Annotated in this window: 20 protein-coding genes and 1 pseudogene; 8 read left to right on the top strand and 13 right to left on the bottom strand. The window is 58.1% G+C overall.

The genetic code is table 11. The annotated features are described in order from the left end of the window. Positions 1–163 precede the first annotated feature (163 nt). Positions 164–232 (bottom strand): annotated as a pseudogene (locus HYZ49_04425) (DUF2085 domain-containing protein). A 349-nt stretch (positions 233–581) separates the two neighbouring features. On the opposite strand from HYZ49_04425, the gene HYZ49_04430 reads away from it, so the two are divergent. Together HYZ49_04430 and HYZ49_04435 are read left to right on the top strand one after the other, a co-directional pair. Next, positions 582–1094, top strand: coding sequence for a hypothetical protein (locus HYZ49_04430; GenBank protein ID MBI3241522.1), 513 nt, complete (start codon positions 582–584; stop codon positions 1092–1094). A 37-nt stretch (positions 1095–1131) separates the two neighbouring features. Then, on the top strand, positions 1132–1473 hold the full coding sequence (locus HYZ49_04435) for a hypothetical protein (protein MBI3241523.1): 342 nt from the start codon (positions 1132–1134) through the stop codon (positions 1471–1473). A 91-nt stretch (positions 1474–1564) separates the two neighbouring features. Here the strand turns inward: HYZ49_04435 and HYZ49_04440 are convergent, their stop codons facing one another. The 8 genes from HYZ49_04440 to ruvB all read right to left on the bottom strand — a co-directional run bounded on the left by HYZ49_04440 (position 1565) and on the right by ruvB (position 10423). After that, a complete protein-coding gene (locus HYZ49_04440) occupies positions 1565–2227 on the bottom strand; it encodes a response regulator transcription factor (GenBank protein ID MBI3241524.1) in 663 nt (220 codons plus the stop codon). Beyond that, positions 2224–3627, bottom strand: coding sequence for a sensor histidine kinase (locus HYZ49_04445; protein MBI3241525.1), 1404 nt, complete (start codon positions 3625–3627; stop codon positions 2224–2226). Before HYZ49_04445 ends, HYZ49_04440 begins: the two co-directional genes overlap by 4 nt. Before the next feature lie 16 nt (positions 3628–3643). Further along, a complete protein-coding gene (locus HYZ49_04450; GenBank protein MBI3241526.1) occupies positions 3644–4783 on the bottom strand; it encodes an aminotransferase class I/II-fold pyridoxal phosphate-dependent enzyme in 1140 nt (379 codons plus the stop codon). 128 nt (positions 4784–4911) lie between these two features. Further along, the gene (locus HYZ49_04455; GenBank protein ID MBI3241527.1) at positions 4912–6228 is read right to left on the bottom strand and encodes a nodulation protein NfeD; all 1317 of its coding nucleotides are present in this window, start codon (positions 6226–6228) and stop codon (positions 4912–4914) included. A 139-nt stretch (positions 6229–6367) separates the two neighbouring features. Then, positions 6368–7999, bottom strand: a complete 1632-nt coding sequence (locus HYZ49_04460) for an ABC-F family ATP-binding cassette domain-containing protein (protein MBI3241528.1) — start codon at positions 7997–7999, stop codon at positions 6368–6370. Continuing rightward, on the bottom strand, positions 7996–9084 hold the full coding sequence (queA, locus tag HYZ49_04465; GenBank protein ID MBI3241529.1) for a tRNA preQ1(34) S-adenosylmethionine ribosyltransferase-isomerase QueA: 1089 nt from the start codon (positions 9082–9084) through the stop codon (positions 7996–7998). Before queA ends, HYZ49_04460 begins: the two co-directional genes overlap by 4 nt. Then, positions 9081–9317, bottom strand: a complete 237-nt coding sequence (locus tag HYZ49_04470) for a DUF2905 domain-containing protein (GenBank protein ID MBI3241530.1) — start codon at positions 9315–9317, stop codon at positions 9081–9083. The genes queA and HYZ49_04470 overlap by 4 nt, the downstream gene beginning before the upstream one ends. Positions 9318–9397: 80 nt before the next feature. Then, positions 9398–10423, bottom strand: coding sequence for a Holliday junction branch migration DNA helicase RuvB (gene ruvB / locus HYZ49_04475; protein MBI3241531.1), 1026 nt, complete (start codon positions 10421–10423; stop codon positions 9398–9400). Positions 10424–10554: 131 nt separating this feature from the next. Here ruvB and HYZ49_04480 point away from each other — a divergent pair, with 131 nt between their 5' ends. The 6 genes from HYZ49_04480 (at position 10555) to HYZ49_04505 (ending at position 15596) form a co-directional block, all read left to right on the top strand. After that, entirely contained in the window at positions 10555–10866 is a 312-nt protein-coding gene (locus tag HYZ49_04480; GenBank protein MBI3241532.1) for a hypothetical protein, read from the top strand. Then, positions 10863–11801 carry a phage integrase N-terminal SAM-like domain-containing protein gene (locus HYZ49_04485; protein ID MBI3241533.1) on the top strand — a complete coding sequence of 313 codons (939 nt, stop codon included), beginning with the start codon at positions 10863–10865 and terminating at the stop codon, positions 11799–11801. The genes HYZ49_04480 and HYZ49_04485 overlap by 4 nt, the downstream gene beginning before the upstream one ends. Positions 11802–11808: 7 nt before the next feature. Beyond that, positions 11809–12003, top strand: coding sequence for a PLDc_N domain-containing protein (locus tag HYZ49_04490; protein MBI3241534.1), 195 nt, complete (start codon positions 11809–11811; stop codon positions 12001–12003). Then, on the top strand, positions 12004–12948 hold the full coding sequence (locus HYZ49_04495) for an ABC transporter ATP-binding protein (protein ID MBI3241535.1): 945 nt from the start codon (positions 12004–12006) through the stop codon (positions 12946–12948). Further along, complete coding sequence (locus HYZ49_04500; protein ID MBI3241536.1) at positions 12945–13706, top strand: ABC transporter permease subunit; 762 nt, start codon at positions 12945–12947, stop codon at positions 13704–13706. Before HYZ49_04495 ends, HYZ49_04500 begins: the two co-directional genes overlap by 4 nt. Before the next feature lie 111 nt (positions 13707–13817). After that, complete coding sequence (locus HYZ49_04505; protein ID MBI3241537.1) at positions 13818–15596, top strand: hypothetical protein; 1779 nt, start codon at positions 13818–13820, stop codon at positions 15594–15596. A 194-nt stretch (positions 15597–15790) separates the two neighbouring features. On the opposite strand, the gene HYZ49_04510 is transcribed toward HYZ49_04505, so the two are convergent. The 4 genes from HYZ49_04510 to HYZ49_04525 form a co-directional block, all read right to left on the bottom strand. Next, complete coding sequence (locus tag HYZ49_04510; GenBank protein MBI3241538.1) at positions 15791–17020, bottom strand: PD40 domain-containing protein; 1230 nt, start codon at positions 17018–17020, stop codon at positions 15791–15793. Between the two features lie 74 nt (positions 17021–17094). Then, positions 17095–18594 (bottom strand): DUF3536 domain-containing protein, encoded by a 1500-nt coding sequence (locus tag HYZ49_04515; GenBank protein MBI3241539.1) that lies wholly within the window; start codon positions 18592–18594, stop codon positions 17095–17097. Between the two features lie 96 nt (positions 18595–18690). Then, positions 18691–19920 carry a PD40 domain-containing protein gene (locus tag HYZ49_04520; protein MBI3241540.1) on the bottom strand — a complete coding sequence of 410 codons (1230 nt, stop codon included), beginning with the start codon at positions 19918–19920 and terminating at the stop codon, positions 18691–18693. A 62-nt stretch (positions 19921–19982) separates the two neighbouring features. Beyond that, complete coding sequence (locus HYZ49_04525; GenBank protein ID MBI3241541.1) at positions 19983–22583, bottom strand: CSLREA domain-containing protein; 2601 nt, start codon at positions 22581–22583, stop codon at positions 19983–19985. Positions 22584–23149: the final 566 nt, after the last annotated feature.

Below are 23149 nucleotides of genomic sequence, written 5' to 3' on the forward strand. Positions count from 1 at the left end.
AGTAAAGCAGGCCGCCGAGGAAGATGCTGGTGTACATGGACACCATTCGATCCGACCAGGCCACTTTCCAGCCCAGGGCCTCGTTGCCGGCAAACTGGCGCAGGATGAGCGGGTTGTTGGTGTTCTGCCAGGCGGCCTGAACTTCTTGCAGGGCGTACATCGTTTTGGGGCCGAACAGGAAATATGACCGCTGGGGCAGTTGATGGCATTGGGTGGAGTAAATCGCATAAATGACTTCACCCGCACCCGTCCAACCGAGGCGCATGAACACGGGCGCCAGCCAGGGCAACCCAACGTACAAGCCCAACAGAATAGTGATGGCAAGCAACCAGTGTCGGCTAAACCCTAGCACCAGGCGGTTAGCCAAAATGGCGGCGCTACGTTTTGGGGGGACGGCGACTTTCTCGGTAGTGAGCGTTGACATGGAAGTTTCTCCCGTTGGTATCAGTTTAGAGCGGTTTCCTAATCAATGAGGTCAAGTGTCCCTATCGAAATAGGGACGCCTGCCCCTAACCGCTTCCAGCTAATTCTCCTATAGTGTGAGCGTAATCAAAATCCAATATCTAAAGGAGAACTACAAAATGGAAATCTCAATTCGTGAAAGCTGGACAGTGTTGCATGGCATGATGTTCGGCGCGGCGTTCCTGCTGGCTTTCGCCGGCGGGTTAGCCGGGTTGTACAGCCTCCGGCCAGAATGGGTCACCGTCGAGGGCATCAAGGAACGCATGTTCCGGCTCAAGGCCGGGTTGTGGGGCATGGCCATCATCGCCTGGGCCACCGTAATCTCCGGCACATTCATCGTGTATCCGTGGTATCGGGTCAAAGACCCCACTAGCCCGCGCTCGATCTTGCTGGCTGATCCGGCCACTGCTGAGTGGCACAAATTCGGCATGGAATGGAAAGAGCATGTGGGCTGGCTCGCACCCATCGCCGCCACCGTGGTCGCCTTTGCCGTAATGTATTACGGGCCGGCACTGGCTAAGAAGGTTGGCGAGCGCCGAGCGTTGATGATCTTCTTCATCGCGGCCTTCGCCACCGCCGCCATCGCCGGTGTGTTCGGGGCCTTCATCAACAAGGTTGCGCCCGTCCGCTAGTCACCGCCTCATCTCAGAATATTCAGGAGACACTATCATGGCTACTCAAACTCTACCTACAGAACTGCCCAATGGCCCGGTCGCGGCGTCACTCGTCGCTGGGGGTCTTGGTTCCGCCACTATCGGTCTGATGACAGTGCTGGCCGAAGCCTCAGAACCGTTCAAGAACTCCCTCAATTGGTGGAACCCGGCGGGTCCGCTCACAGGCAAATCGCTGGTCGGCGTGATCGTCTTCTTCGTCTCGTGGCTTGTTTTGCACCTGATCTTTCGCGGCAAAGAAGTGAACTTCGCCCGGGCGTCAACGATTGCCCTGATCCTGCTCGGCCTCGGCCTGCTGATGACCTTCCCGCCTTTCTTCGACTTGTTCGCGGCTGGCTAACCACATCGTACTTCATACCGGACAGACGCCTCCCGAAGGTCTCAGCCTTCGGGAGGCTTTTTTATTGGTCGGCGGCGGCAGACGCAGCGGGTCATTCACGGCCCAGTCTTTCAAACAAGTGATGTTCAACAGCATACGTCGCCAGTTCGATGCGATTGGCGAGATGGAGCTTTTCGAGGATGGTGCTGAGGTAGTTACGGGCCGTCTTTTCGCTCAGATTCAAAATCTGGCCGATCTCGGCGTTGGTCTTGCCCCGCGCCACTTCGGCCAGCACTTCCAGTTCCCGGTCAGAGAGATCGCGGAAAGCGTCCTCGTCGGCTTTGCGTTCGGCTTCGCGGACGCGCGAGAGCAGGCGGGCGGTGGTGGAGGGGTCAAGCAAGGCCTCGCCGCGCGCGGCGGCGGCAATGGCGCGCAGAAGCTCCTCGTTGCCGACTTGTTTGAGGATGTAGCCTACTGCGCCCGCCCGAATCGCTTTCACAACCAATTCGTCGTCGGCGAAAGAGGTGAGCATGACGACTTTGGTTTCCGGGAAGCCGGCGGTGATCTGTCTCGTCGCCTCAATGCCGCCCTCGCCGGGCATGCGGATATCCATCAGCACCACGCGGGGGCGCAAGCGCTCAACGGCGCGCACAGCCTCGGCGGCAGTGCCGGCCTCGCCCACCACTTCCAGGTCAGGCTGATCGTTGATCAGGGTCATCAGTCCCAGCCGGACGATTTCGTGATCGTCTACGAGTAGCACCCGCGTTTTGCTCATCGCTCGTCCTTCCAGGGAATGTCAAGGATGATGGTCGTGCCCTTGCCGTTAGCGCTCGTCACTTCCAACTGGCCGCCGAGTAAGCGTGCCCGATCCCGCATATTGCGGAGACCGTATCCCGCCTGCCAGTCGCCCATGATCCCCCGCCCGTCATCTTGGATGCGAATGGTCAAGCGGCTGTCGGTGGTCTGCGCGCTGATTCTGACCCGGCGGGCCTGCGCGTGCCGAACGACGTTGGAAAGGGCTTCGCCGGCGATGGCCAGCACGTGGTCGGTGCGAACGGGAGAGAGTGAATCGGCGTCGGCCAGATCAAGGTTAAGGGATATATCAACCAGTGAGCGGAAGCGCGGGTCCTCGGCCAGGCGGTGGAGCGCCACTGGGAGCAGTTCGCCCGAAGGAGCAGCGTGCAATTCGCCGAGGTTCCGGCGCAGGTCGCCAATGGCGTCATTCAGCACGGCAACGGCTTTCTCCAAACGGACGGCGGCAGGGCCGTCAGCCGGCACCAGCTTGTGCGCAGACTCGACCAGCAGGCCAGCGGTGTACACAGTTTGGATTGCGCCATCGTGCAGTTCCCGGCCAATGCGCTCGCGCTCGGCGGCAAGGATTTGCTGTTGTTCCATCCGTTCGATTATGCGCGCCGTTTCTACTTCAAAGACTTCCAGCGCCCGAATGATGGCGATGGCTAAGGTGAGGCCGATGAGTGAACGAAAGACCAGCGGCGGCACGCCAAAGGCTTGTTCGAAGTTGGCCGCGTTGAGAAAGTTCCCCGGAAAGAACGGCACCGGCGGCGAGATCAACCCGCCAAATATGGCATAGAGAACCAGCGCGACTCCGGCCACGCGCAGAGTGTTGACGATGTGGGGAACGTTGAGCGGGGCAATGCGCTGAAATGTTTGTTGCCGCAAACCATAGGCGGCCAACAAGCCGGCGGGAAAGCCAATGAAGTAACGGGCAATGGCATTGGCCATGTGGTGCCAGGAGAGAAGATCGGCGGCGAACGGAAGAAAAATAAAGAAGATGCTGAAGACCCAGGCCAGCAACAACCCGGCCGGAACGCCGTGCAACCAGCGCGCCCGGCCCAGTGGCCGGAGCAGGGCAACGCCAAATTCAAACAGGCAGGTAAACGAGACGGCCAGCAGGAGAAGCTGAACGACATTCAACATTTGGACGACAGGCTCGCTCAAATATGTCCTTTGAATCGGAATGAACAGGTCGCCCCACTCGTTGAAACTGTGGGTAAACCCGAAGGCCGCCAGCCACGAGAGACTGCGGGCAAGGTCGAGGCGCGAATAACGGCGGGATTGGAGAGCGATGCCCAGCCCCAGCACGAAGAATACCAATCCGTAGATGAACAAGATGATGTCACGATTCAGTTCAAAGAATTCGCGAATGAAGGCCATGATGTTGATAAAAAGGTTAGGACAAAATTGGCGTAAAATAATCTCGAACGCGCTCAAGCGCCTCCGGGAAATTCAGCCGCCCCAACCCAACGCGGAAATGCTGACTCTGATCGTGCAATTGAGACGGATAGTCAAAAATACTGCCCGGCACGATCATCACCCCATGCTGATCCAACATCTCCTGGCAAAACGTTTCCACCGGTTTGGCCGCCAGCCACCGGGGAAACGCGATCGAACCAGCCAGCGGTTTTATCCATTGCAACTGATCGCTGTGAGCGGCGAAGAAGGCCTCGGCAACCTTCACGTTCGACTGAATGATTTCCAGATTACGAGCAACGATCGTTTGTTTGGCGCGCAGGGCAATGATGCCCAGCGCTTCGCTCGGGGCGCTGTTGCAAATCGTCGTGTAGTCCTTGAACGTCAGCCACCGATCCACTAGCGCCCGATCCTGAGTCGCCAGCCAGCCCACGCGCAAGCCCGGCAGGGCGAACGACTTGGACAGGCCCGACAGCGAGATGCCCTTTTCATACAAGTCACACATTGCGGGCAAACGCCGGGCCGGGTCGTGCTCCAGCAGGCGGTACATCTCGTCGCAGAAAATAGTGAGGCCATATTTTCGCGCCAGAGCAATGATTGAGTCCAGGTCGGCGCGGGAGGGCAGGAAGCCGGTGGGGTTGTGAGGAAAGTTGAGGACGATGAGTCGGGTTCGGTCGGTGAGGCCGTCTTCCAGTCGAGTCAGGTCGAGCCGCCACTCACCGTCAACCAATTCCACCGGCCAGCGCGTGACCTGACAGCCAATTGCGCTCGCCAGTTCGTAGAGCGACTGATAAGCGGGGAAGATGGTCACCAGATGATCGCCCGGCTTGAGCAAAGTGTTCATGGCGATGAAGATCGCCTCCTCAGGCACGGCCACAACCACGTCCTCCGGCATCATCGTTTGATACAGTCCAGCGATCTCAGCCCGCAACGCCAGATGGCCGGGCGACTCGGTGTAGCCCAGTTTGAGCGTATTCCAATACGCCAGGCCGTGTGAGTCAGCCATCGCCAGCAACTCACTCATCGAATAGCCTTCGCAGTCCGACGGACTGAGGAGATACTTCACTTTGAATTCGTATTCGGCAAAGTAGCGTTCGAGCTTGAAGGGAGGAATGTTCATTTGGATAAAGTCATTCCGTCAACGGATTTACCGGACACTTGCACCTGCATGCAAGTGCAGGTGTTGAACGGATTTGAATCAAAACAATCCGCTAAATCCGTTCAATCCGTTGATGAAATCAGGTCGCCTTATTTCTTGCGTTTACGGACTTTGAGTTTGAGGCCTTTCACTGCCACCACTTCCACCTTTTGCCCGGCTTCGATGGGTTGCCCGTCTTCGGTCTCGGCGCTCCACAGTTCGCCGCCCACCTGCACCGTGCCGCCGGGAGCCAGTGGCTGGCGCACTTCGCCCTCCTTGCCCACCAACGCTTCCACGCCAACAGCCACCGGCAGGTAGCGGGTTCTAAACGCCACCAGCAAAATGCCAAAGAAGGCCGCGCCTAGAACGACCGAGGTGCCGACGACAAACGGAATCGAGATACGCAGATAAGGCTCGGAGCCGGGCGAGTTGAACAACACCAGCGCGCCGACGATGAGCGAGCCGACCGCCGCTGCCGTGAGCGCGCCGTGCGTGGGCGCATTGACATCAAGAATGAAGAGCGCGAAAGCCAGGATAATGAAGACTATGCCAAACCAGTTGACGGGCAAAACGCCGAGGCCGTAAAACGCAAGCGCCAAACAGATCGCGCCGATAAAGCCGGCCACCCACCCGCCCGGACTCGACAACTCGATCAAAATGGCTTGAGCGCCTATCGTAATTAGCAGAAAGACGATGTTTGGGTTGGTAAGCACGCCGAGGATTTCTTCGAGCAGGCTGACCGAAAGTTCGGTGATCGGGGCATTCGCCGTTTGCAGAATCACAGTCCGGCCATTCACTTCGACTTTGTGGCCGTCCAACTGGCGGAGCAGGTCGGCCACGTCGTCGGCAATGAAATCGGTGAGGCCGACGGCTTTGGCTTCGTCGGCAGTAGCGGCTTTGGCCTCGTCAATCATGGACTCGGCCAGGGCAATGGCCTCTTCAGGGCGTTCGCTGGCGTAGTTTCTTATCTCAGCCTTGAGGGCATTCTTGAGTTTAGCGTCTATCGTTTGGCCGAGGTCTTCGCCTTGCGAGCCGACCGGGCTGGCCGCGCCGATGGCTGTTTCGGGAGCCATGGCGTTGAGGTGGCCGGCGAGGGTGATGACGGTTCCGGCGCTCCCGGCAATCGCCCCGCGCGGGGCAACGTAGACGACCACCGGCGTCTCGCTTTCCAAAATGGCGTTGACGATCTTCTTCATCAAGTCTCTCTGGCCGCCCGGCGTATTGAGTTTGATGATGAGGACTTGTGCGCCCTGTTGCTCGGCGGTGGAGATGCCGCGCTGGATGTAGCTGACCATGACCGGCGTCACCGGCCCCTCGGCGGTGAGCACAATTGCGCCGCCTGTGGTTTGGGCGTGAGCAAGGGCCGTAAAACTCAAAGAGATGAGCAAAACGATCAACAAGCTTTTGATTTTGTGGTGTTTGTTCATGGCTCGAAAGTAGCGCCCTGCGTGGAGCGGCGGTGCGGTTCCGCCGCGCAATCGAAGGGCGCGGGTTCTGCGCTCGGGCCGCACCCTTCGACTACGCTTCACTCCGCTCAGGGTGCTTACAACTTTACTTTGATTGTGATTATATCCCCTTCTTCTCCGCATAGTCGCTGTAACTGCCCACGTATTCCGTCAGCAGGCCGTCTTTTAGCTCGACGATCAGGTTGACGGTGCGGTCGAGGAAATAGCGGTCGTGCGAGATGACCAGCACCGCGCCTTCAAACTCGGCCAGGGCGTTCTCCAGCACTTCGGCAGAGGCGATGTCCAGGTTGTTGGTCGGCTCGTCCAACAGCAGGAAGTTCACGTCGGACAGCACCAGCAGGGCCAATTGCAAGCGGCTTCGTTCGCCGCCGGAGAGGTCGCCGATCTTCTGTGTCACTTGCCGATATGGAAACAAATAGCGGCCCAAAAACGAGACGGCGTTGCCTTCGCTGAGAGGGCGGGCCAGCCGAACCGCCTCAAGAGGTGTTTGGGCAAAGTTCAGCGTCTCGTGCTCTTGGGCATAGTGGCCGATCTTCACGCTGGGGCCGATCTTTACTTCGCCTGCGTCCGCCGCCTCCTGGCCGATGATGAGCCGCAGAAGCACCGACTTGCCGGCGCCGTTCGCGCCGATGAGACCCACTCGCTCGCCGTGCCGCACCAGCAGGTTCAGGCCACGCAAGAGCGGCGACTCGCCAAACGACTTCCTCACACCAATCAGTTCCAGCACTTTGTTCGAGCCGCGCCAGCCGCTCAGGGCCAGGTCCATCCGCCGCCGTTCCAGCACCGGGCGCTCGATGCGATCCATCTTGTCCAGCCGGTTTTGAATCGCCCTGGCCCGTTTGGCAAATTTTTCGCTGTCGTAAACTTTGGCCCAAATGGCATAACGCTTGATGGCGGCTTCAATGCGGCTGACTTCGCGTTGTTGAACATGATACAACTCGGACTGCCGCGCCAGCTTCTCTTCTTTGTCAATGACAAACATCGAGTAGTCGCCGCTGAACGTGGTGAGCTTGCCATCTTCAAGTTCGGTGATGTGAGTGACAACGGCGTCAAGCAGATAACGGTCGTGCGAGATGATGACGACCGCGCCGGAGTAGTTGATGATCAACCGTTCGAGGAAGGCCTTGCCGGCCAGGTCGAGGTGGTTGTCCGGCTCGTCGAGCAGAAGCACTGAAGGCTTCGCCATCATTAATCGCGCCAGCCCCACCAGTTTCTTCTGCCCGCCACTCAAAGCGCCGATTGGCTTGTCGAAATCTGCCTCACGCAAGCCCAGGCCCAGCAGGGTCGTTCGCACTCGCGACTCGTAGCCTTCGCCGCCGAGGGCGGCGAACTCGTCCAGGGACTTCTGTTGATCTTCCAGAGTGCGAGTCAGGGCTTTGGGGTTGTTGTAGACGGCCGGGTCAGCCAGACGTGAATCGATCCGGGCCAATTGCGACTCGACTTCGATGAGGCGGGCGTTGCCCGACAGGGCAACCGCCAGCGCGGTGGAGGCCGGGTCGAACTCCGGGTCTTGCGGCAGGTAGCCGAGGGTGACGCCTTTGGCTTTGGTGATCGCCCCGCCCCGCTCCGGGGTGTGTTCGCCGACCAGCAACTTAAACAGAGACGACTTCCCCGTGCCGTTGGGGCCGATCAGGCCGATCCGTTGATCGTGTTGAATTTCCCAGTTCAGGTTGGCGAAGATCGGGCGCGCGCCCAGAGTCAGGCTGACGTTCGAGAGGCTGAGAACGATCACAAAATCAACATCGCGTCGCCGAACGAGTAGAAGCGGTAACGCTCGGCTTTGGCCGCTTCGTAGGCGGCCAGGAGGCGTTCGCGGCCCGCAAAAGCGGAGGCCAGCATGAGGAGGGTGGAGCGCGGCAGGTGAAAGTTGGTGATGAGGGCGTCTACCACCTGGAATTGAAAACCGGGGGTGATGAAGAGGTCGGTGTTGCCGATGACGGGCTGGATGCTTTGCAGTTTGTGCGGCGGCTTGAGCAGTTTCTGATCGAGCGGCCTGGTTTCGGTGGCCGGCATGTCGTCGTCGGTGGAGAAGCGGGCGGCGGTTTCCAAAGTGCGGACGGCGGTGGTGCCGACGGCAATCACCCGCCCGCCTTTGGCCCGCGTTTCGTTGATGGCCTTCGCCGTCTCACGCGGCAGGTGGCACCACTCGGTGTGGATTATGTGTTGCTCAACTTTCTCTTCGGTCACGGGCGCAAAGGTGTCGAGGCCGATGTGAAGCGTGACGTAGGCCTGGCGCACCCCGGCGGCGGCCAGCGAGGCCAGCATGGCTTCGGTGAAGTGCAGCCCGGCCGTGGGCGCGGCGGCGGAGCCGGGCGTCTTGGCAAACACGGTTTGATAACGTTCAGGATCGGGCAAGTGGGTGTGGATGTAAGGCGGCAGTGGCACTTCACCCACTGTCGGCAACAGCGGGCTGATCGGCTCGGAAAACTGAATGAGGCGGCGCGCCCCATCCAGCTCTTCCATCACAATCGCCGAAAGGCTGGATTTGCCGTCTACCTCAAGTTTGGTTCCCAGCCGCACGCCCTTGCCGCCCACCATCACTTCCCAGGTGAGGGGTGCGCGGCGGCGCAACATCAAAATTTCCACCGCGCCGCCGGTGTTCTTGTGCGCCCGGATGCGGGCCGGAAGCACGCGGGTGTCGTTCAACACCAACAGGTCGCCGGGCTTCAAGTAGCGATCAACGTCGCGGAACTTGCCATGCACCAGGGCGTTGCCGGCCCGGTTGAGGATCATCAGGCGCGAGGCGTAGCGCGGCTCAATCGGCGTTTGCGCGATCAGGTCGGGCGGCAGGGTGTAGTCGAAGTCAGAAGTGTTCATCGCTTGAGCAATCGCGCCAACAGGTTGAGCAACAGGGTTAGGGCGATGCTGACTATTATAGATGAGGCCAGCGGAAAGTAAAACGAGAAACCGTCGCGTTCGATACGGAGATCGCCCGGCAGGCGGCCCAGGGGGAAGCCGGCTCTGCCGACGACCCAGATGAGGCCGCCCAAAACCAGCAACCCTGCCCCGGCGATCATGATCCATTTCCCGATTGTCGTTGCGTCTGGCATACTGCTTTTACCACGAAGGCACAAAGACACCAAGTTTTTCTTCGTGACTTTGTGGCTTTGTGTCTTGGTGTTAAATCACTTTACAGCAGTTTCTCCTGCCCGTTCTCTTTGTATGGCAGGCCCAGGTGTTCGTAAGCCAGCCGAGTGGCAGTTCGGCCACGCGGCGTGCGATCCAGAAAGCCGAGTTGCAGAAGGTACGGCTCGTATACGTCCATAATCGTGTCGGCTTCTTCACTGATGGAGGCGGCAATCGTCTCCAGGCCCACCGGCCCGCCGCTGAACTTTTCGATGATAGCCCGCAACACGCGGCGATCAATGTCGTCCAGCCCCAGTTCGTCCACGTCCATCAACGCTAGCGCGTCTTTGGCAACGGCGACGGTGATCGTGCCGTCGGCCTTCACCTGCGCGTAATCGCGGACGCGGCGAAGAAGGCGCAGGGCCACGCGAGGGGTTCCCCGCGCGCGGCGGGCGACCTCGGCCACCCCGTCGGCTTCGATGGGAACCTTGAGTTTGTCGGCGGCGCGAATCACGATCAACTCCATCGCCGCCTGCTCGTAAAAGTCCAGCCGGTACTGCGCCCCGAACCGCGCCCGCATCGGCGCGCTGATCAGCGCCAAACGTGTGGTTGCGCCCACCAGCGTGAACTTGGGCAGTTTGAGGCGGATGCTTCGGGCGCTGGGGCCTTTACCAATGACGATGTCGAGGGCGAAATCTTCCATGGCCGGGTAGAGCACTTCTTCGACAACTTTGCCCAGCCGGTGAATTTCGTCCACGAAGAGGATGTCGCCCGCGCGCAAATTGGTGAGGATGGAGGCCAGGTCGCCGGGGCGCTCGATGGCCGGGCCGGCCGTCACTTTGATATTGACCGCCATCTCGTTGGCCAGCACGTGAGACAGAGTCGTTTTCCCCAAACCGGGCGGGCCATAAAACAAGCAATGGTCGAGCGGCTCGCCGCGCTTCTTGGCCGCCGCGATCAGAATCGCCAGGTTGTCCTTCACCCGATCCTGGCCGATGAGTTCGGCCAGCTTTTGCGGGCGGAGGGCGTAGTCCACTTGATCGTCGGGCCGGCGTTTGGGAGAGAGGACGCGATCCTCGTCGTCGGGCATGGAGGAGATTATACAAGAGGAAGCCAAAGGGGCAGTTTCTTTTTTTCGCGGCGTGGTGTAAAACTGTGTGGGTTTTGCCCAGACACCAAGTGTCTCCATAGACACTTGATGTCTGGGCAGGAATATGGAAGATGAATCTGTCCAACGCACAACAGAAGCTGTTGCTTGCCATCGCCGACGGCCATTTTCTCAAGGCGCACCGCGACGTGAACGGCGGCAAGGTTTACAAACTGCATCCGCTGGAGGGTGAAGCGCAGGAAGTTGCACCTGCCGACGTTGAGGCGCTGGGCGAGGCCGGGCTGATTGACAGCAACAAGAAGTTCCCCGCCGCCACGTTTTGGTTGACGGAGAGAGGGAAGGCGGCCATCGCAGGGATAACCGAAGGCCAAAAACCAAAACGCGGATTTCGCGGATCAGACGCGGATAAACAAATCAAAACATGAACGACCAACTCTCTCTCTTCGATCCCAAGTCGCAGGCCACACCGCCGTTGCGCCAGCCTGCGTTAGACCCAAGCGCCCCACTCGAATCGGCGATTGCGGCCTGGCTCGATCACCTTCGCAAGCAGGACAAGTCGTGGCACACGCTTCAGGCCTTCTCCTGCGATCTCAACATCCTGCTCGAATACGTAGACGCCAAAGAGCCGCTGAACCGGATGACGACGGCCCGCCTCAACGAGTTTTTGAACTGGATGCGAAACGAGCGCGGCAAGCCTTGCTCCGACAAGACCTATGGCCGCCGGGTCACCTCACTCAAGGCCTTCTTCCGCTGGGCCACGCCGCTGGCCGAACTGCGAGCCGACCCGTCGCAGGCGGTTTTGCAGTTGTCGGTTCGCAGTCCATTGCCGGAGATTTTGACGGATGAGGAGGTGGAGAAGTGTCTGGCCGCCGGGGAGATTTTGCGGCGCGGCGAGAAGCCGGACATCCGTCCGCTTGTCCTCTTCAAGCTTCTGCTCGACACCGGCATGAAGAAGGTGGAAGTTGCCAACCTGAAGAAAGAACATATTGACCTGGCCCGCCTTGCTGAACCGTTCCTGTTCGTGCGCTATCCTGAAAAGAAGGACTGGCCCAAAGAGCGCAAGCTCAAGCTCACGCCGGAGTGGGTTGAGATTTACCGCGACTACCTGGCCGAGTACGCCCCGAAAGAGACGGTCTTTCTATGGTCGGTGCGCAAGCTGGAGTTGTCGCTGGGCGAGACGGGCAAGGCCGCCGGGCTGGACAAGAGCGTGTCGTTCGACACGATGCGCTGGACGTGCGCCGTGCGCGACTATAAGGCCAAAATGGACGAAGACGCCATCCGCCGCAAGATGGGCCTGTCGCCTATTCAGTGGCGGGAAACGGGGAGCAGGATTCGGAAATTGGTGGAAGGGGAAGAGTAAAACAGCCATGGAAAATATTCGAGCATTAATCCCCTATCTCATTCCCATCATTCTTCTACAACTGGGGCTGATGATCTTTGCTCTGGTAGATTTGAGCCGCCGCGAAAAAACCAAAGGGCCTAAGTGGCTGTGGGCGCTCGTCATCATCTTCGTTAATTTGATTGGCCCGATTCTCTACTTCGTCGTCGGGCGGGAAGAGTAAATGACAGCCATTCGTATTGAAGGCTTGCGGAAGTTCTACGGCCCGGTGCATGCGCTCGACGGCTTGAACCTCACGGTCGAGCCAGGGACGGTCTTCGGCTTTCTTGGCCCTAACGGCGCCGGCAAGACAACGACCCTCCGCATTCTCACCGGCCTGACGCATGCGACTGAAGGCCAGGCCTGGGTAATCGGGACCGAAATCACCACCAATCGGCGCGAAGTTGCCCGTCGCATCGGCTATCTGCCGGAAGAGCCTGCATTTTATCCCTGGCTGACGCCGCGCGAGTTTCTCGATCATATTGGCCGGGTGTTCGGACTCTCTGCCAGCGAACGTGCGGTGCGGGTCAAAGAACTGCTTGATCTGTTGGGTCTGGCCGAGGTTGCCAAACGGCGCATCGCCGGTTTTTCGCGTGGGATGCGCCAACGGCTGGGGCTGGCGCAAGCGCTCGTCAACCGGCCCGAAGTGTTGTTCCTCGACGAGCCGGTCAGCGCCCTCGACCCCGCTGGCCGCAAGGAAGTGCTGGAGCTGATCGAGACTCTGCGTGGGCAGCACACTGTGTTTATGTCCTCACACATTCTGGCAGACGTTGAGCGGGTGTGCGACACGATCGGCATCATCGGGCGTGGGCGGCTGGTGACTCAAGCGCCCCGCGAGACCTTGTTGGCACAATATGCGATACCGGCCCTGGAAGTAGAGGCTGACCGCGGATTTGAAATGCAGATCAACGCCTGGGCCGAAGCACTGCGCGGGCGGAGCTGGGTTCAATCCGTCTCAATCAAAGGACTCACTGCCCGGGCCATCGTTAATGACGTAGAGACGGCGAAGCAAGAATTGCTGGCTTCGGCGATGCAGGCCGGGCTGGTGTTGACCCGCTTTGAAATCCTGCGGCCTTCGTTGGAAGACGTTTTCCTGAGGCTGATGGGTAAAGAAGGGCAAACCCCATGAGAGAGTTTCTTGTCCTTCTGCGCAAAGAATGGCTAGAGCAGTGGCGGACCTACCGGCTGTTGGTGGTGGGCGTGGTGCTGGCTATCTTTGGCTTGTTGTCGCCCCTGACTGCTAAATACACCCCGGAGCTTATCAAGCTGGTTCCAAATGGCGAGGCCATCGCCCGGTTGATTCCCCCACCCACAACGATGGACGCTGTAGCGCAGTATGTCAAGAACATCAGCCAGTTTGGCGTCATCCTCGCTTTGCTGTTGACCATGGGCGCGGTGGCTCAGGAGAAAGATAAGGGCACAGCCGCCATGATGCTGGTCAAGCCATTGCCGCGGGTGACATTTCTGGCCGCCAAATTCGCCGCCCTGGCTCTGATGTTCGCCGTCAGCATCGCGGTGGCAGGCCTGGCTTGCTATTACTACACCTGGCTGATGTTTGAGGCGCTTGATGTTTCTCGCTGGTTGATGTTAAACAGCTTGTTACTATTGTTTGTGCTGGTCTACGTGGCGCTGACGTTGCTCTGCAGTGTGGCGGCCAAATCACAGACAGCCGCTGGCGGGTTTGCCTTTGGCCTACTACTCATCCTGGGATTAGCCGGTTCCATTCCAAGTTGGGGCGAATATATGCCGGGGCAGTTGCTGGTGTGGGGAGGCAGTCTGGTGGCTGGTAACGCCGACGCTTACTGGGGGACGTTAGGCGTAAGCCTGGGCATCATCATCGCCGCGTTCGTCGGGGCGTGGCGCGTTTTTGAAAGACAGGAACTTTAAGGGCCTCTCGCCCATTCAGTGGCGGGAGACGGGGAGCAGGATTCGGAAGTTAGTGGAATCAGTCTAATATTTTTCACAAACCGCAGGCACGCTTCTTGCATTTCCCTCAATGTGGCCTCCAAACTCGCCCCGCACTGCCTCAAACCTACCTCTGACGCCCGCCTGCTCGTCGAAGCCGGTTGCCGACTGGTCAAGCTTGTCAACGACTTTGGCTCGGCAGCGGAGTACCTCGCCCTCCGTCCCGACCTGACCCTGATCGGGCGCGGCTACTGCGACTACACCCTGCTCCAACAACTCGAAAGCGGCGATAGCCCGGAGCAGGCCGCCGCCCGATTCGTGCGCGACCAGCGCGAGCGTTACTACGCCCTCAATCCCCTCATCAAAATCTGGGAAGGCCACAACGAGCCATCGTTCGGCGGGCCAAACGAAAGCGGCGCGCTGGCCCGCATGGAATGGTATGGCCGCTTCGAGGCCGAGCGCCTGCGCCTGCTGACTGGCCTCGGCTTGCGTGGCGTGATCGGCAACTTCTCCACCGGCTATCCCGAAGTTGGCCCACGCGAGACAAGAATGTGGGAGGCCTTCCTCCCCGCCCTGGCCGCCGCCCGCGACCTCAACGGCCTTCTGGGTTTGCACGAATATTCTGCGCCCTGGGTCTGGTGGCTCACCGGCAACTATCAGGAAGCCAACTGCCCGCACCGCCGCCTGCAACCCGGCTGGCGCGAAGAAAATATCGGCGACGTGGGCTGGCTCACCTTGCGCTACCGGCAAGTCTATCGTTACGCCCTCGCCCCGCGCGATCTCGACACCGTGCCGCTCGTCATCACCGAACTGGGTTGCGACGCCGTCGGCCACAACTGCCCCGGCACGCCCAGCGGCGCGTGGAAAGACCTGGCCGGATATTGGGACTCTTACGACGGTGCGCGCGACCAGATTGACTACTGGCGCAAGCCTCGCGACGCTCGCGATGCTCGCGACACCGAACGCTACTATGCCGAGCAACTGATCTGGTATGACCGCGAAATTCAAAAGGATGCTTACGTTCTTGGCGCAACCATCTTCACCTTCGGCAGTGACAATTCGACGTGGGAACGCTACAACGTGGCCGGGACTCGGGTGACACAATACCTGGCAACCCACATTCGACAAACGAGCGGGGAGCCGACTCTGCCCCTGCCCCCGACGAGGCCGGTTGAGCCGCCACCGCCCCCTCAACCATCCACGTCTCGCGGCCAGCCTCGCGAACAATACAGCCGCATCTACGTCCTTCTCCCACCCACTGCAGTAGACCCGGCCTGGGTGGAAGCGGTGGCTGACGCCACCTGGCGCGAACGGCACTTCACCATCGGCGCCAGCGCCGACGACGCCGGAATCGGCAACCTGCACGCCCGAATGGTCGTCATCATCAACCCGCAGGGCTGGGGCGTCAACCCGCCCATTGATCAATGGTTCGCCAAAAATTATCCAGGCGTCGTCTACGTCTCGCTTCGGGCCAACTCACCCGCCGAACTCAAAAACATCTTGCTCAATACGCCTCTACCCGCGCCTATTATCGCCCGGCCCAGCCCGCCACAAGCGCCCACCGGCCTGCCCCGCGAACCTTACGAGCGCACCTACATCCTCCTCAACCCCGGCCTATCCGACCCGGACTGGGTGAAGGCCCTCGCCCGCGCCACCTGGGCGCGGCGAGTCACCATAGGCGGCAGTTCCGACGACGCCGGAATCGGCGATCTGACTGCGCGTCGAATCATCGCCATCAACCCAGGTGAGGGCTGGGGCGGCGATCTGCTAAGTTGGTTTGAGCAATACTATCCGGGCGTGAGCGTGGAAAGCGTGGAGGGCGAGACGCCAAACGAAGTGGCGCAAAAGGTGAGGAGCGTGCTGGCCCTATAGCCACGACAGACAGCGGACAAATGACGAAGCACGAACGTCGTCCTTCGTCCTTCGTCATTTGGGCTCTACCAGATTGAACGGGATTCTTTGCCACGAATGACACGAATTTTACGAATTCGCCGGCAATTCGTGTCATTCGTGAAATTGGTGGCAGGGTTTTCCCGCCAAAGCCGGAAGAGCCGTCATTCATCATTTCATCTTCCCCACCACACCATCTTTTCCTCCGAGGGGTCTACCAGCAGTGAAACGGCGGGCGCGCCGGAGAACGACTCCATTGTGAACAGATCGGGGTTGCCATTGCGCGTCGTCTCGAACACCAGCTTCGCGCCGTCCAGCGACCAGGACGGGCCGGTGTCGGCGGAAGGATCGTTCGTCAGGCGCGTTTCACCAGAGCCATCGGCGTTGATCAGATACAACTCTTTATTGCCATCCTGATCCGAGTCGTAGGCAATCTTCTTGCTGTCGGGCGACCAGGCTGGGTTCTGGTTGTTGGCTGTGCCCTGAGTAAGGCGAGTCTCCGGGCCGGTGTCCACGTCCACCACATAAATTTCATAATTGTTGTCACGGTTGGAGTGGAAGGCCAGAGCCGCGCCGTCCGGCGACCAGGCCGGGGCACGATCCTCTTTGACGCTGAACGTCATCTGCTTCAGCCCGGTGCCATCCGCGTTCATGGTCCAGATGTCGAAGTTGCCGTTGCGATCCGACTCAAAGGCGATCTTGGCGCCGTCCGGTGACCAGACCGGGTGGCCGTCGAACCGGGTGTTGCTCGTCAACTGGAACACCCCGGAGCCGTCAATATTGGCCGTATAAATTTCGTAGTCGCCGTCCCGATCCGACTGGAAGACAATCTTCGCGCCGTCCGCCGACATGGCCGGGTTCTCGTCGTTCTTGCCCGCTTCGCCAATCAGCAATTGCTCGTTGTTGCCGTCGGCGTCCACAATATAAATATCCGAGTCGCCGTTGCGAGTGGAGACGAAGAGCAGGTGGCCGGCGGCTGAGGAAGTGATCGGGACGGGCGTGTTGGTGGTTCCACCCGCTGGAGGCGGTGTCACCCCGCCGCCGCCGATTCGGGTGGGCGGCACGATTAGTTGCGGGGTTGAGGTCTCCGTCGGCTGTTGAGGCTGGCCTGCCGGTTGGGTGGTAGCGCCCAGAACAAACTCTTCCGTTGGCGTAAGCGTAAACGTTGGCGTGTTTTCCGGCGGGAAGGTGGGAACGGCAGAGGTGTTGGTCGGCGAGGCGCGGATGAGGAGAGCCGGGAGCGTGGGCGGCGGAAAAGGATTGAGAGAGTAGGGATTAAATAGCACCAGCAGGAAATATCCGCCCATCCAGGCCGTCGAGATCAGACAGCAGATCGTGAGCACATTGAGGGCAATTGCGCCATAACGCGGCGCGCGGCGGGGAGTGGGATCAGTATTCATGGACATGAGTGATGAGTATAGCCTCGAGCGGGTTTAGAGGCAAATGCCTTTTGGCTGTGGGGGCGAGTTGACAACTCGCCCTACTTGGTTAGTGTCGCCTCGGCCTGAACCACCGCCTCGTCCAAAAGTTGCGCGCCGGTTTGGCCGGTTCGGTTGGACGCCGCTTGAGCCAGGTCGCGGCGGAAGTCGGGCACAAGGTCGGCCCCGGCGGCTTCCTGGCAGAGCAGTGCGGCGCGCAGTCCGTTGGCAATGCCGTAGCGCGGCTCAGGCCGTGAGAGGTCTTCATACTTAAAAGTGGCGGCGGTGTACATGCGCTGGCGGAAATACTGGGCGGCCAGAAGCGCGCCCAAGCGGCCAATCGTGTCATGATCCGAGTCGGCCCCTGAGAGGCCGTGATCTTGCAGTAGCTTCTCCACGTCCACCTGCCCCAGCGTGACGCGCGCGTAATCGTTCCGCAGTTTCCACGGGTCAAGCCCGGCTTCGTCCATTTCGGTGATGTAGAGATCGTCCACGTTGTTGGCCAGGTTGTCAAAGGCGCGGCGGAGCGCGCCCTTCCAGTTGGAGGCGCCGGGCGTGCAATCGCAACCGGCGGCGAAGCGGCCCAGGCCGTGCGGGCACGACCAGGAGGTGTACTCTTTGATCGTGATCTCGACTTGCGGCGGGTTGGCTTTCAGGTGGCGTTCCAGCGTGGTGACGCTCTGGTTGACGGCCCCGGCTTCAAACGACAGCAACCAGTGAAGGAAATGTTCTTCGCCGGCGTGGTGGTGGCCGAAGGTTTCGCCTTCGACGGCGATCAAGGTCAGCCGTTCGCCTTTGAGTTCGAGCGGGCCGGTGTCCTTGCGGCGCGAGGCCAGCGTGTTCCTGGCCCAGCGCCCGGCCCCGCCCAGCGTTTGAATGTTGAAAGCGATCTGCACCGAGAGCGAGTCGTCGCGCAGGAACACGGCGATGTGCTCGCCGTTCGGCAGTTTCACCCAGTACGGCCCGCCGCTGTCGGGCGCGCCTTCTGCCTGCGACTCGCTCAGGATCGTGTACCGGACACCTTGATCGTGCAAGGCTTGCAGAGTCTCCAGGTCAACCGCCATCTCCGGTAACCACATCCCGGTCGTCTTTCGGCCATAGGCATGTTCAAAGCCGGCCAGGCCCCATTTGATCTGGGTCACTTTGTCGCGGGCGCGGATGAGGGGCAGGATGGTGTGGTGCGAGGGTGTAGCGATGGCGTTGCCGACGCCAAATTCGGAAAGGTATTTGCGATCCGATTCCAGAATGCGGGCGTAGGTGTTGGGCGCGTGATCGCGCATCCAGCGCAGGAGGGTGGAGCCAACATCGAACGACATCTGCTCGAAGTTGCCCAGTTCGGCGTTGGGCAGATAGCACTCGGTCGTGACCTTCTCGTTGAAATTTTCGTAAGGCTCGGCCCCGGCCTCGTGGCCGATCTCATCCGCGCCGAAACGATCCACAAACGGGTTGCCGCGCGGCGGCTGGTAGAAGTGGGCGTGAAGGCAGAAGGCGGGCATCGAGTAGCTGTAGATGGGTAAAGAAGTCTGCAAGTACACAAATATACAAGCGCCAATCTTATCCACTTGTCCAAGTGTCTACTCGCCTAATCACTTATCCATCTAAGTCCCTGTGCCACTATAAGTGGCAACTTTAGTTTGGGGCAGTTAATTGCTTGGCAATCACTTGTCTCCTGGGCTTCCCAACTGCGGCGACCAGGCAGGATACGAATCCTCAACCTTATTATTCGTCAACCGTCTCTGGTCACTCCCATCAGCATTCATCAAATAGATTTCCTTGTTGCCATCGCGTTCGGAGACAAAGGCGATTCGCTTTCCATCGGGTGACCAGACTGGATTGCGATCAGAAGCTGAGTAATAAGTCAACTGCATTCGGTTACTGCCATCAGCATCCATCACATAGATTCCTCCACGTAGATCACGTGGCTCCACTGAGGAGAAAGCTAACTGCTGTCCATCAGGCGACCAAGTAATATCCGTCTCCGAAGCCGAATTATCAGTTAGGTTTGTCAGTTGACTACCATCACTATTAATTATGCATATATCTGTTTGCCCTTCGAATTGATGATCGACACAAACAAATGCAATTTGTCGACCATCAGGTGACCATGTTGGATCTACATCCAGTGGGCAAGGTACACTCTCATAACAATCAACCGCGTAATCAGTCAAGGACCTCACTTGCGAAAAATCCCGGTTTATAATTCTAAGCACCGTAGCAGAGTGTTCTACGCCTCTAGTCATGAAAACGATTTCCTGACTATCTGGTGACCAAACCATCGCTTCCCAGCCTGCATTAGCAACTCCGCTCAGCCACTCTTTCTGATGAGTGCCATCAATATTCACCACATTAATGTAGGAATCGCCCGGGTTGCTAGTGTAATCAGTCCAGAAGACAATTTGCTTACCACCTGGCGACCATTTTGGCATTGAGACTCCATACATATCTTCGTTAAAATTGGTTATAGGGTGTGGGTTGCTACCGTCAGAGTACATCACATAAATATTTTGATTAGCTGTGAAAGCAATTTGTCGGCCATCTGGTAACCAAGCTGGGTAAAAACCTCCCCCGTTGCCTGCGTCAGTCAAGCGAAGCAATTCACCCGTATCGGCATTTGCTAGATAAACGTTTGGGTGATCTTTTCCGTCTATCCGGCTCACAAAGGCAATCCACCCTGCCGTCGAGGGCAAATTGGGCGTAGGAGAAGGCGGGTAAGTGGGTTCCGGGGGATATGGTTTTGCCGTCGGAATACTCGGATCGGGCGTAGAGGTAGCCGTTGGCAACTCGGCTTTACAAGCGACTAACCCAAAGACTAACAATGCTGTCCCCGCCATCAGCCATCTAACTGGCTTAAACAAACAAGGCATATCCATTCGTCCTTTGTTGTTCAACGAGTCTAAATCTTCATCCCTCTTTAGAGTCATGGCCGCAGGGCGCGATTTGGCTTGGCAATTTACGGCTCATTCACTCCACCGCCGCCAAAGTCATCCAGCAGTGAATTGCTCGCGCCTATCGTCCACAGCCCAATGTATCCACCATTTGTATAATATGGCCAGGCAGTCACGTCGCGTGTCGCAAGCAACACGCCATTGCGGTAGACCAATACCCGCCCATCAGCCAAGGCTCGCGCCCCGAATTGGTCGCCGTTCACAAACGCGACTGGAATATCTGCGCCACATTGTACCCAATTCTGAGTGCTGGTATAAGTCACGACTTTCACGACATGGGTTGCGGGGTTGTACCACACTTCTAGTCGCCCGGCACCTCCGCTTGTCCAGCCGCTGGCGCTCTGTGACTTGAGCATCAAGTCAACTTCCTGACCGGCCGGGTCAATGTTAACTAAAGTGACGTAAGCCTCTTGATTCGCGCCGTATTGGGTTACGTTCCAGTAAATATCGCCGCCCGAGACTGGGTCCAGGCGATTGGATGCGATAACGTAACTGCCGGTATTGCCCGACCAGTTACTGCCAATGCCGCCATTGGCGCGGTTGAAGTTATCCAGAACAGCCGCGACTTCGTATGCCCCTTTATCACAAACTGTCCCTTGGGGTCGCAAGGTGCTTCGCTGGTCAGTTGAAGGGCAATCAGTGTTCGTCCCTGTATCTCTGGCCGGACTGCCTGCCAAGAGTGCATGGGTCAAGGTCTGCCCGCCGTTATCTTGCAAAACACCAAGGAGTGGATTGACGGGACTGCCTCCAGTGCCGACCTGGTCGCCGGTAGTTGAGGTGAAGGTGCAACCGGTATTGTTTCCTACCAGGTTGTAGCCTTGTGAAGTTATTGAGCCTGAACAGTCGGGGCGTTTTGTAGTCGTGCTGTTATCAAAGTTGCCGGCAATGATTGTGTTCTTGAAAGTGGCTGTGCCGCTAGAGCGATAGAGGCCACCACCTTCGCCCGTGCCATTGCTGTCGCTATCCGCGGTGTTATTAGTGATAGTCACATTGGTGAGAGTCAATGAGGCTGGCATACTCCCGTTACTGGCCGTGCGTATTCCGCCAGCGTCATTCTTGGCCGTGTTGCCGCTTATTGTAACGTTAGTAAGTATGGCAGTTCCGCCAACATTGCGGATGCCGCCACCAGTGTCGTTGGCTGTGTTGCCAGACACGATGCTATCAATCAATGTCAATGCACCGCCAATGAAGTAAATTCCACCGCCTGTATTAGTTGTAGTATTACTACTGATAGCAACATTGGATAGGGTCAGCGCGCTATCCGTGCTATAGATGCCGCCGCCGCTGGAGTTTGTCTTGTTGCCGCCCTGAATCGTCAGGCTGTTTATTTGTATAGTCGTGGTGATAACATGAAAGATGCGGTCAGTCCAACCACTGCCCCCGGCAATGATTGTTTTATTTGCGCCCGCTCCGACCAGTGTGATTTCACTGGTCAGGTCAAGGTCGCCGTTATTGGCATTATCATCCGAACCTGTTCGCGTAAGAGCGTATGTGCCAGCAGAGAGAATAATAGAGTCCGGCCCGCCAGTGAGATTGGCGGCGACAATTGCTTCTCGTAATGAGCAGTCCGAATTGCACGCGCCGTCGTTGGTGTCGGTTGTCTTAGTGACCGTAAAAGTTGTCCCCAATGGACTGCGCGGCCCGGCCAGGTATGTGTCAACAGCGGTTTGCAGTGTTTGCCAACTTGTCCGAGATGCGCCATTGAACACGCCATCGTCGGCATCTGCAGAAAGTTGGTCTATCCATACTACGGGAGACAGGCCGGCATTAGCGGCTTGTTGGGATAAGCCGGCCAGGGCCAGGGTGTAAGTAGTTTCCGGTGTACCCCAGACAAGGGATTGTCCACTGTAGAAATTGAACGGTCTGAGCAGGGTTATAGCAAAGGGTGAGTCACCAAAAGGCGAGTTGACATCCAGTTTCGCTCGTAGTCCAAAAAAGTTAGCTACCCAAAAATTGTAATAAGAAGCCTCTGTCGCCGGAACACGGCTAGGGTCTACAGTTAAGGTATGCTTTGCCATACGAAATGCCATGTCTGTAAACGGCGTTACGACACCTCCTAAAGCTCCGCCTAACTCAACAGAAGGTATTACAGCATAAAGCGAACGTCCAGCAAACGAAACGGCCTGCCCCGTAGCTTCATCTACAAAGCTGCCGCCAGTTGCTTTCACGACCAGTGTTTGACCGTTGAGTGAAGTGGGAAGGGCCGGCGTAAGATAAGTGCCGTCCGCTGCTGTGGCAGTAGAACCCGACAACGTAACTGGAGCCAAAACACCGCCCGCTTCCAAAGTATAAAGTGTGATTGTGGCTCCCGAAATTGGGCTAGCGGAAACCAAGCCAGATAATCCGGTACCCCCAATTATCGGAGTCGGGTGACAGTTGGTCTCTGGCGGCTCAGTTACATAGTCGCCCCGCAGGTAGTCCCACCAGTTGCCAAGAGAATGCGTTCCATTGGGAGGAGCTACCTCCGGGCAACTTGCTATATTGGTGTTTGAGCCGGGAATATTCTGCATCCACCATTTATAAAATTTGACTTTGCTTCCTACAGTTACAATGCCATTGCTATCCACCAAAGTATGGAGTTTATTCGTGCAATCCCAAGTTTTCACCGGTTGCCCTGCCTCGCAAGTAATTGGTTGTATATAAACCGTTTGGGTAGAGGCTGGGTTTGGCCTCCAGTCATTACAACCAGTTCTAAATAGCTCGTCTATGAAAGCAGGGCTGTCATATTCAACTCTTTTGGGGCTATCCCGCTCAAGAATCCATGTCGCATTTGGCGAAAAGTGCGCCCACCCACACTGTGAGACAACCGTTGATGCATCATTAGCTCGGGCCAGAAAACTTCGAGAGCTACTACATCGGTCTTCGAAATTTCTACCGCTGTAGTTTTTTCGGTCAAAGCCATTGGTTCCGAACGGGAAATCAGGCCAATAACGGTCAACGTTACTGGGAGAACTGTCCGAACTGCTACTATTATCATTAAGCAACGGAAATTTGAACTCACAAGGGAATAGTTCTATAAATGCATCCTCTATATCTCTCGTTTCGAGCAAATTTAAGTTGTCAAAACCGAATTATCAGCCAACGAAGTGTAGATCGCAGGCGACAAACGCAAGCACGACAAGATCGTTTCCAATAATGATGGCAGAGGCGCGAGATACTTGGAGACGTTCCC

The sequence above is a fragment of the Chloroflexota bacterium genome (genome assembly GCA_016197225.1).
GTDB lineage: Bacteria > Chloroflexota > Anaerolineae > Anaerolineales > VGOW01 > VGOW01.

Excerpts from the sequence above, each read along its gene's own strand:
- HYZ49_04430 (MBI3241522.1), top strand. The coding sequence starts at position 582 with ATGGAAATCTCAATTCGTGAAAGCTGGACAGTGTTGCATGGCATGATG.
- HYZ49_04435 (MBI3241523.1), top strand. The coding sequence starts at position 1,132 with ATGGCTACTCAAACTCTACCTACAGAACTGCCCAATGGCCCGGTCGCG.
- HYZ49_04440 (MBI3241524.1), bottom strand. The coding sequence starts at position 2,227 with ATGAGCAAAACGCGGGTGCTACTCGTAGACGATCACGAAATCGTCCGG.
- HYZ49_04445 (MBI3241525.1), bottom strand. The coding sequence starts at position 3,627 with ATGGCCTTCATTCGCGAATTCTTTGAACTGAATCGTGACATCATCTTG.
- HYZ49_04450 (MBI3241526.1), bottom strand. The coding sequence starts at position 4,783 with ATGAACATTCCTCCCTTCAAGCTCGAACGCTACTTTGCCGAATACGAA.
- HYZ49_04455 (MBI3241527.1), bottom strand. The coding sequence starts at position 6,228 with ATGAACAAACACCACAAAATCAAAAGCTTGTTGATCGTTTTGCTCATC.
- queA (MBI3241529.1), bottom strand. The coding sequence starts at position 9,084 with ATGAACACTTCTGACTTCGACTACACCCTGCCGCCCGACCTGATCGCG.
- HYZ49_04470 (MBI3241530.1), bottom strand. The coding sequence starts at position 9,317 with ATGCCAGACGCAACGACAATCGGGAAATGGATCATGATCGCCGGGGCA.
- ruvB (MBI3241531.1), bottom strand. The coding sequence starts at position 10,423 with ATGCCCGACGACGAGGATCGCGTCCTCTCTCCCAAACGCCGGCCCGAC.
- HYZ49_04480 (MBI3241532.1), top strand. The coding sequence starts at position 10,555 with ATGAATCTGTCCAACGCACAACAGAAGCTGTTGCTTGCCATCGCCGAC.
- HYZ49_04485 (MBI3241533.1), top strand. The coding sequence starts at position 10,863 with ATGAACGACCAACTCTCTCTCTTCGATCCCAAGTCGCAGGCCACACCG.
- HYZ49_04490 (MBI3241534.1), top strand. The coding sequence starts at position 11,809 with ATGGAAAATATTCGAGCATTAATCCCCTATCTCATTCCCATCATTCTT.
- HYZ49_04495 (MBI3241535.1), top strand. The coding sequence starts at position 12,004 with ATGACAGCCATTCGTATTGAAGGCTTGCGGAAGTTCTACGGCCCGGTG.
- HYZ49_04500 (MBI3241536.1), top strand. The coding sequence starts at position 12,945 with ATGAGAGAGTTTCTTGTCCTTCTGCGCAAAGAATGGCTAGAGCAGTGG.
- HYZ49_04510 (MBI3241538.1), bottom strand. The coding sequence starts at position 17,020 with ATGTCCATGAATACTGATCCCACTCCCCGCCGCGCGCCGCGTTATGGC.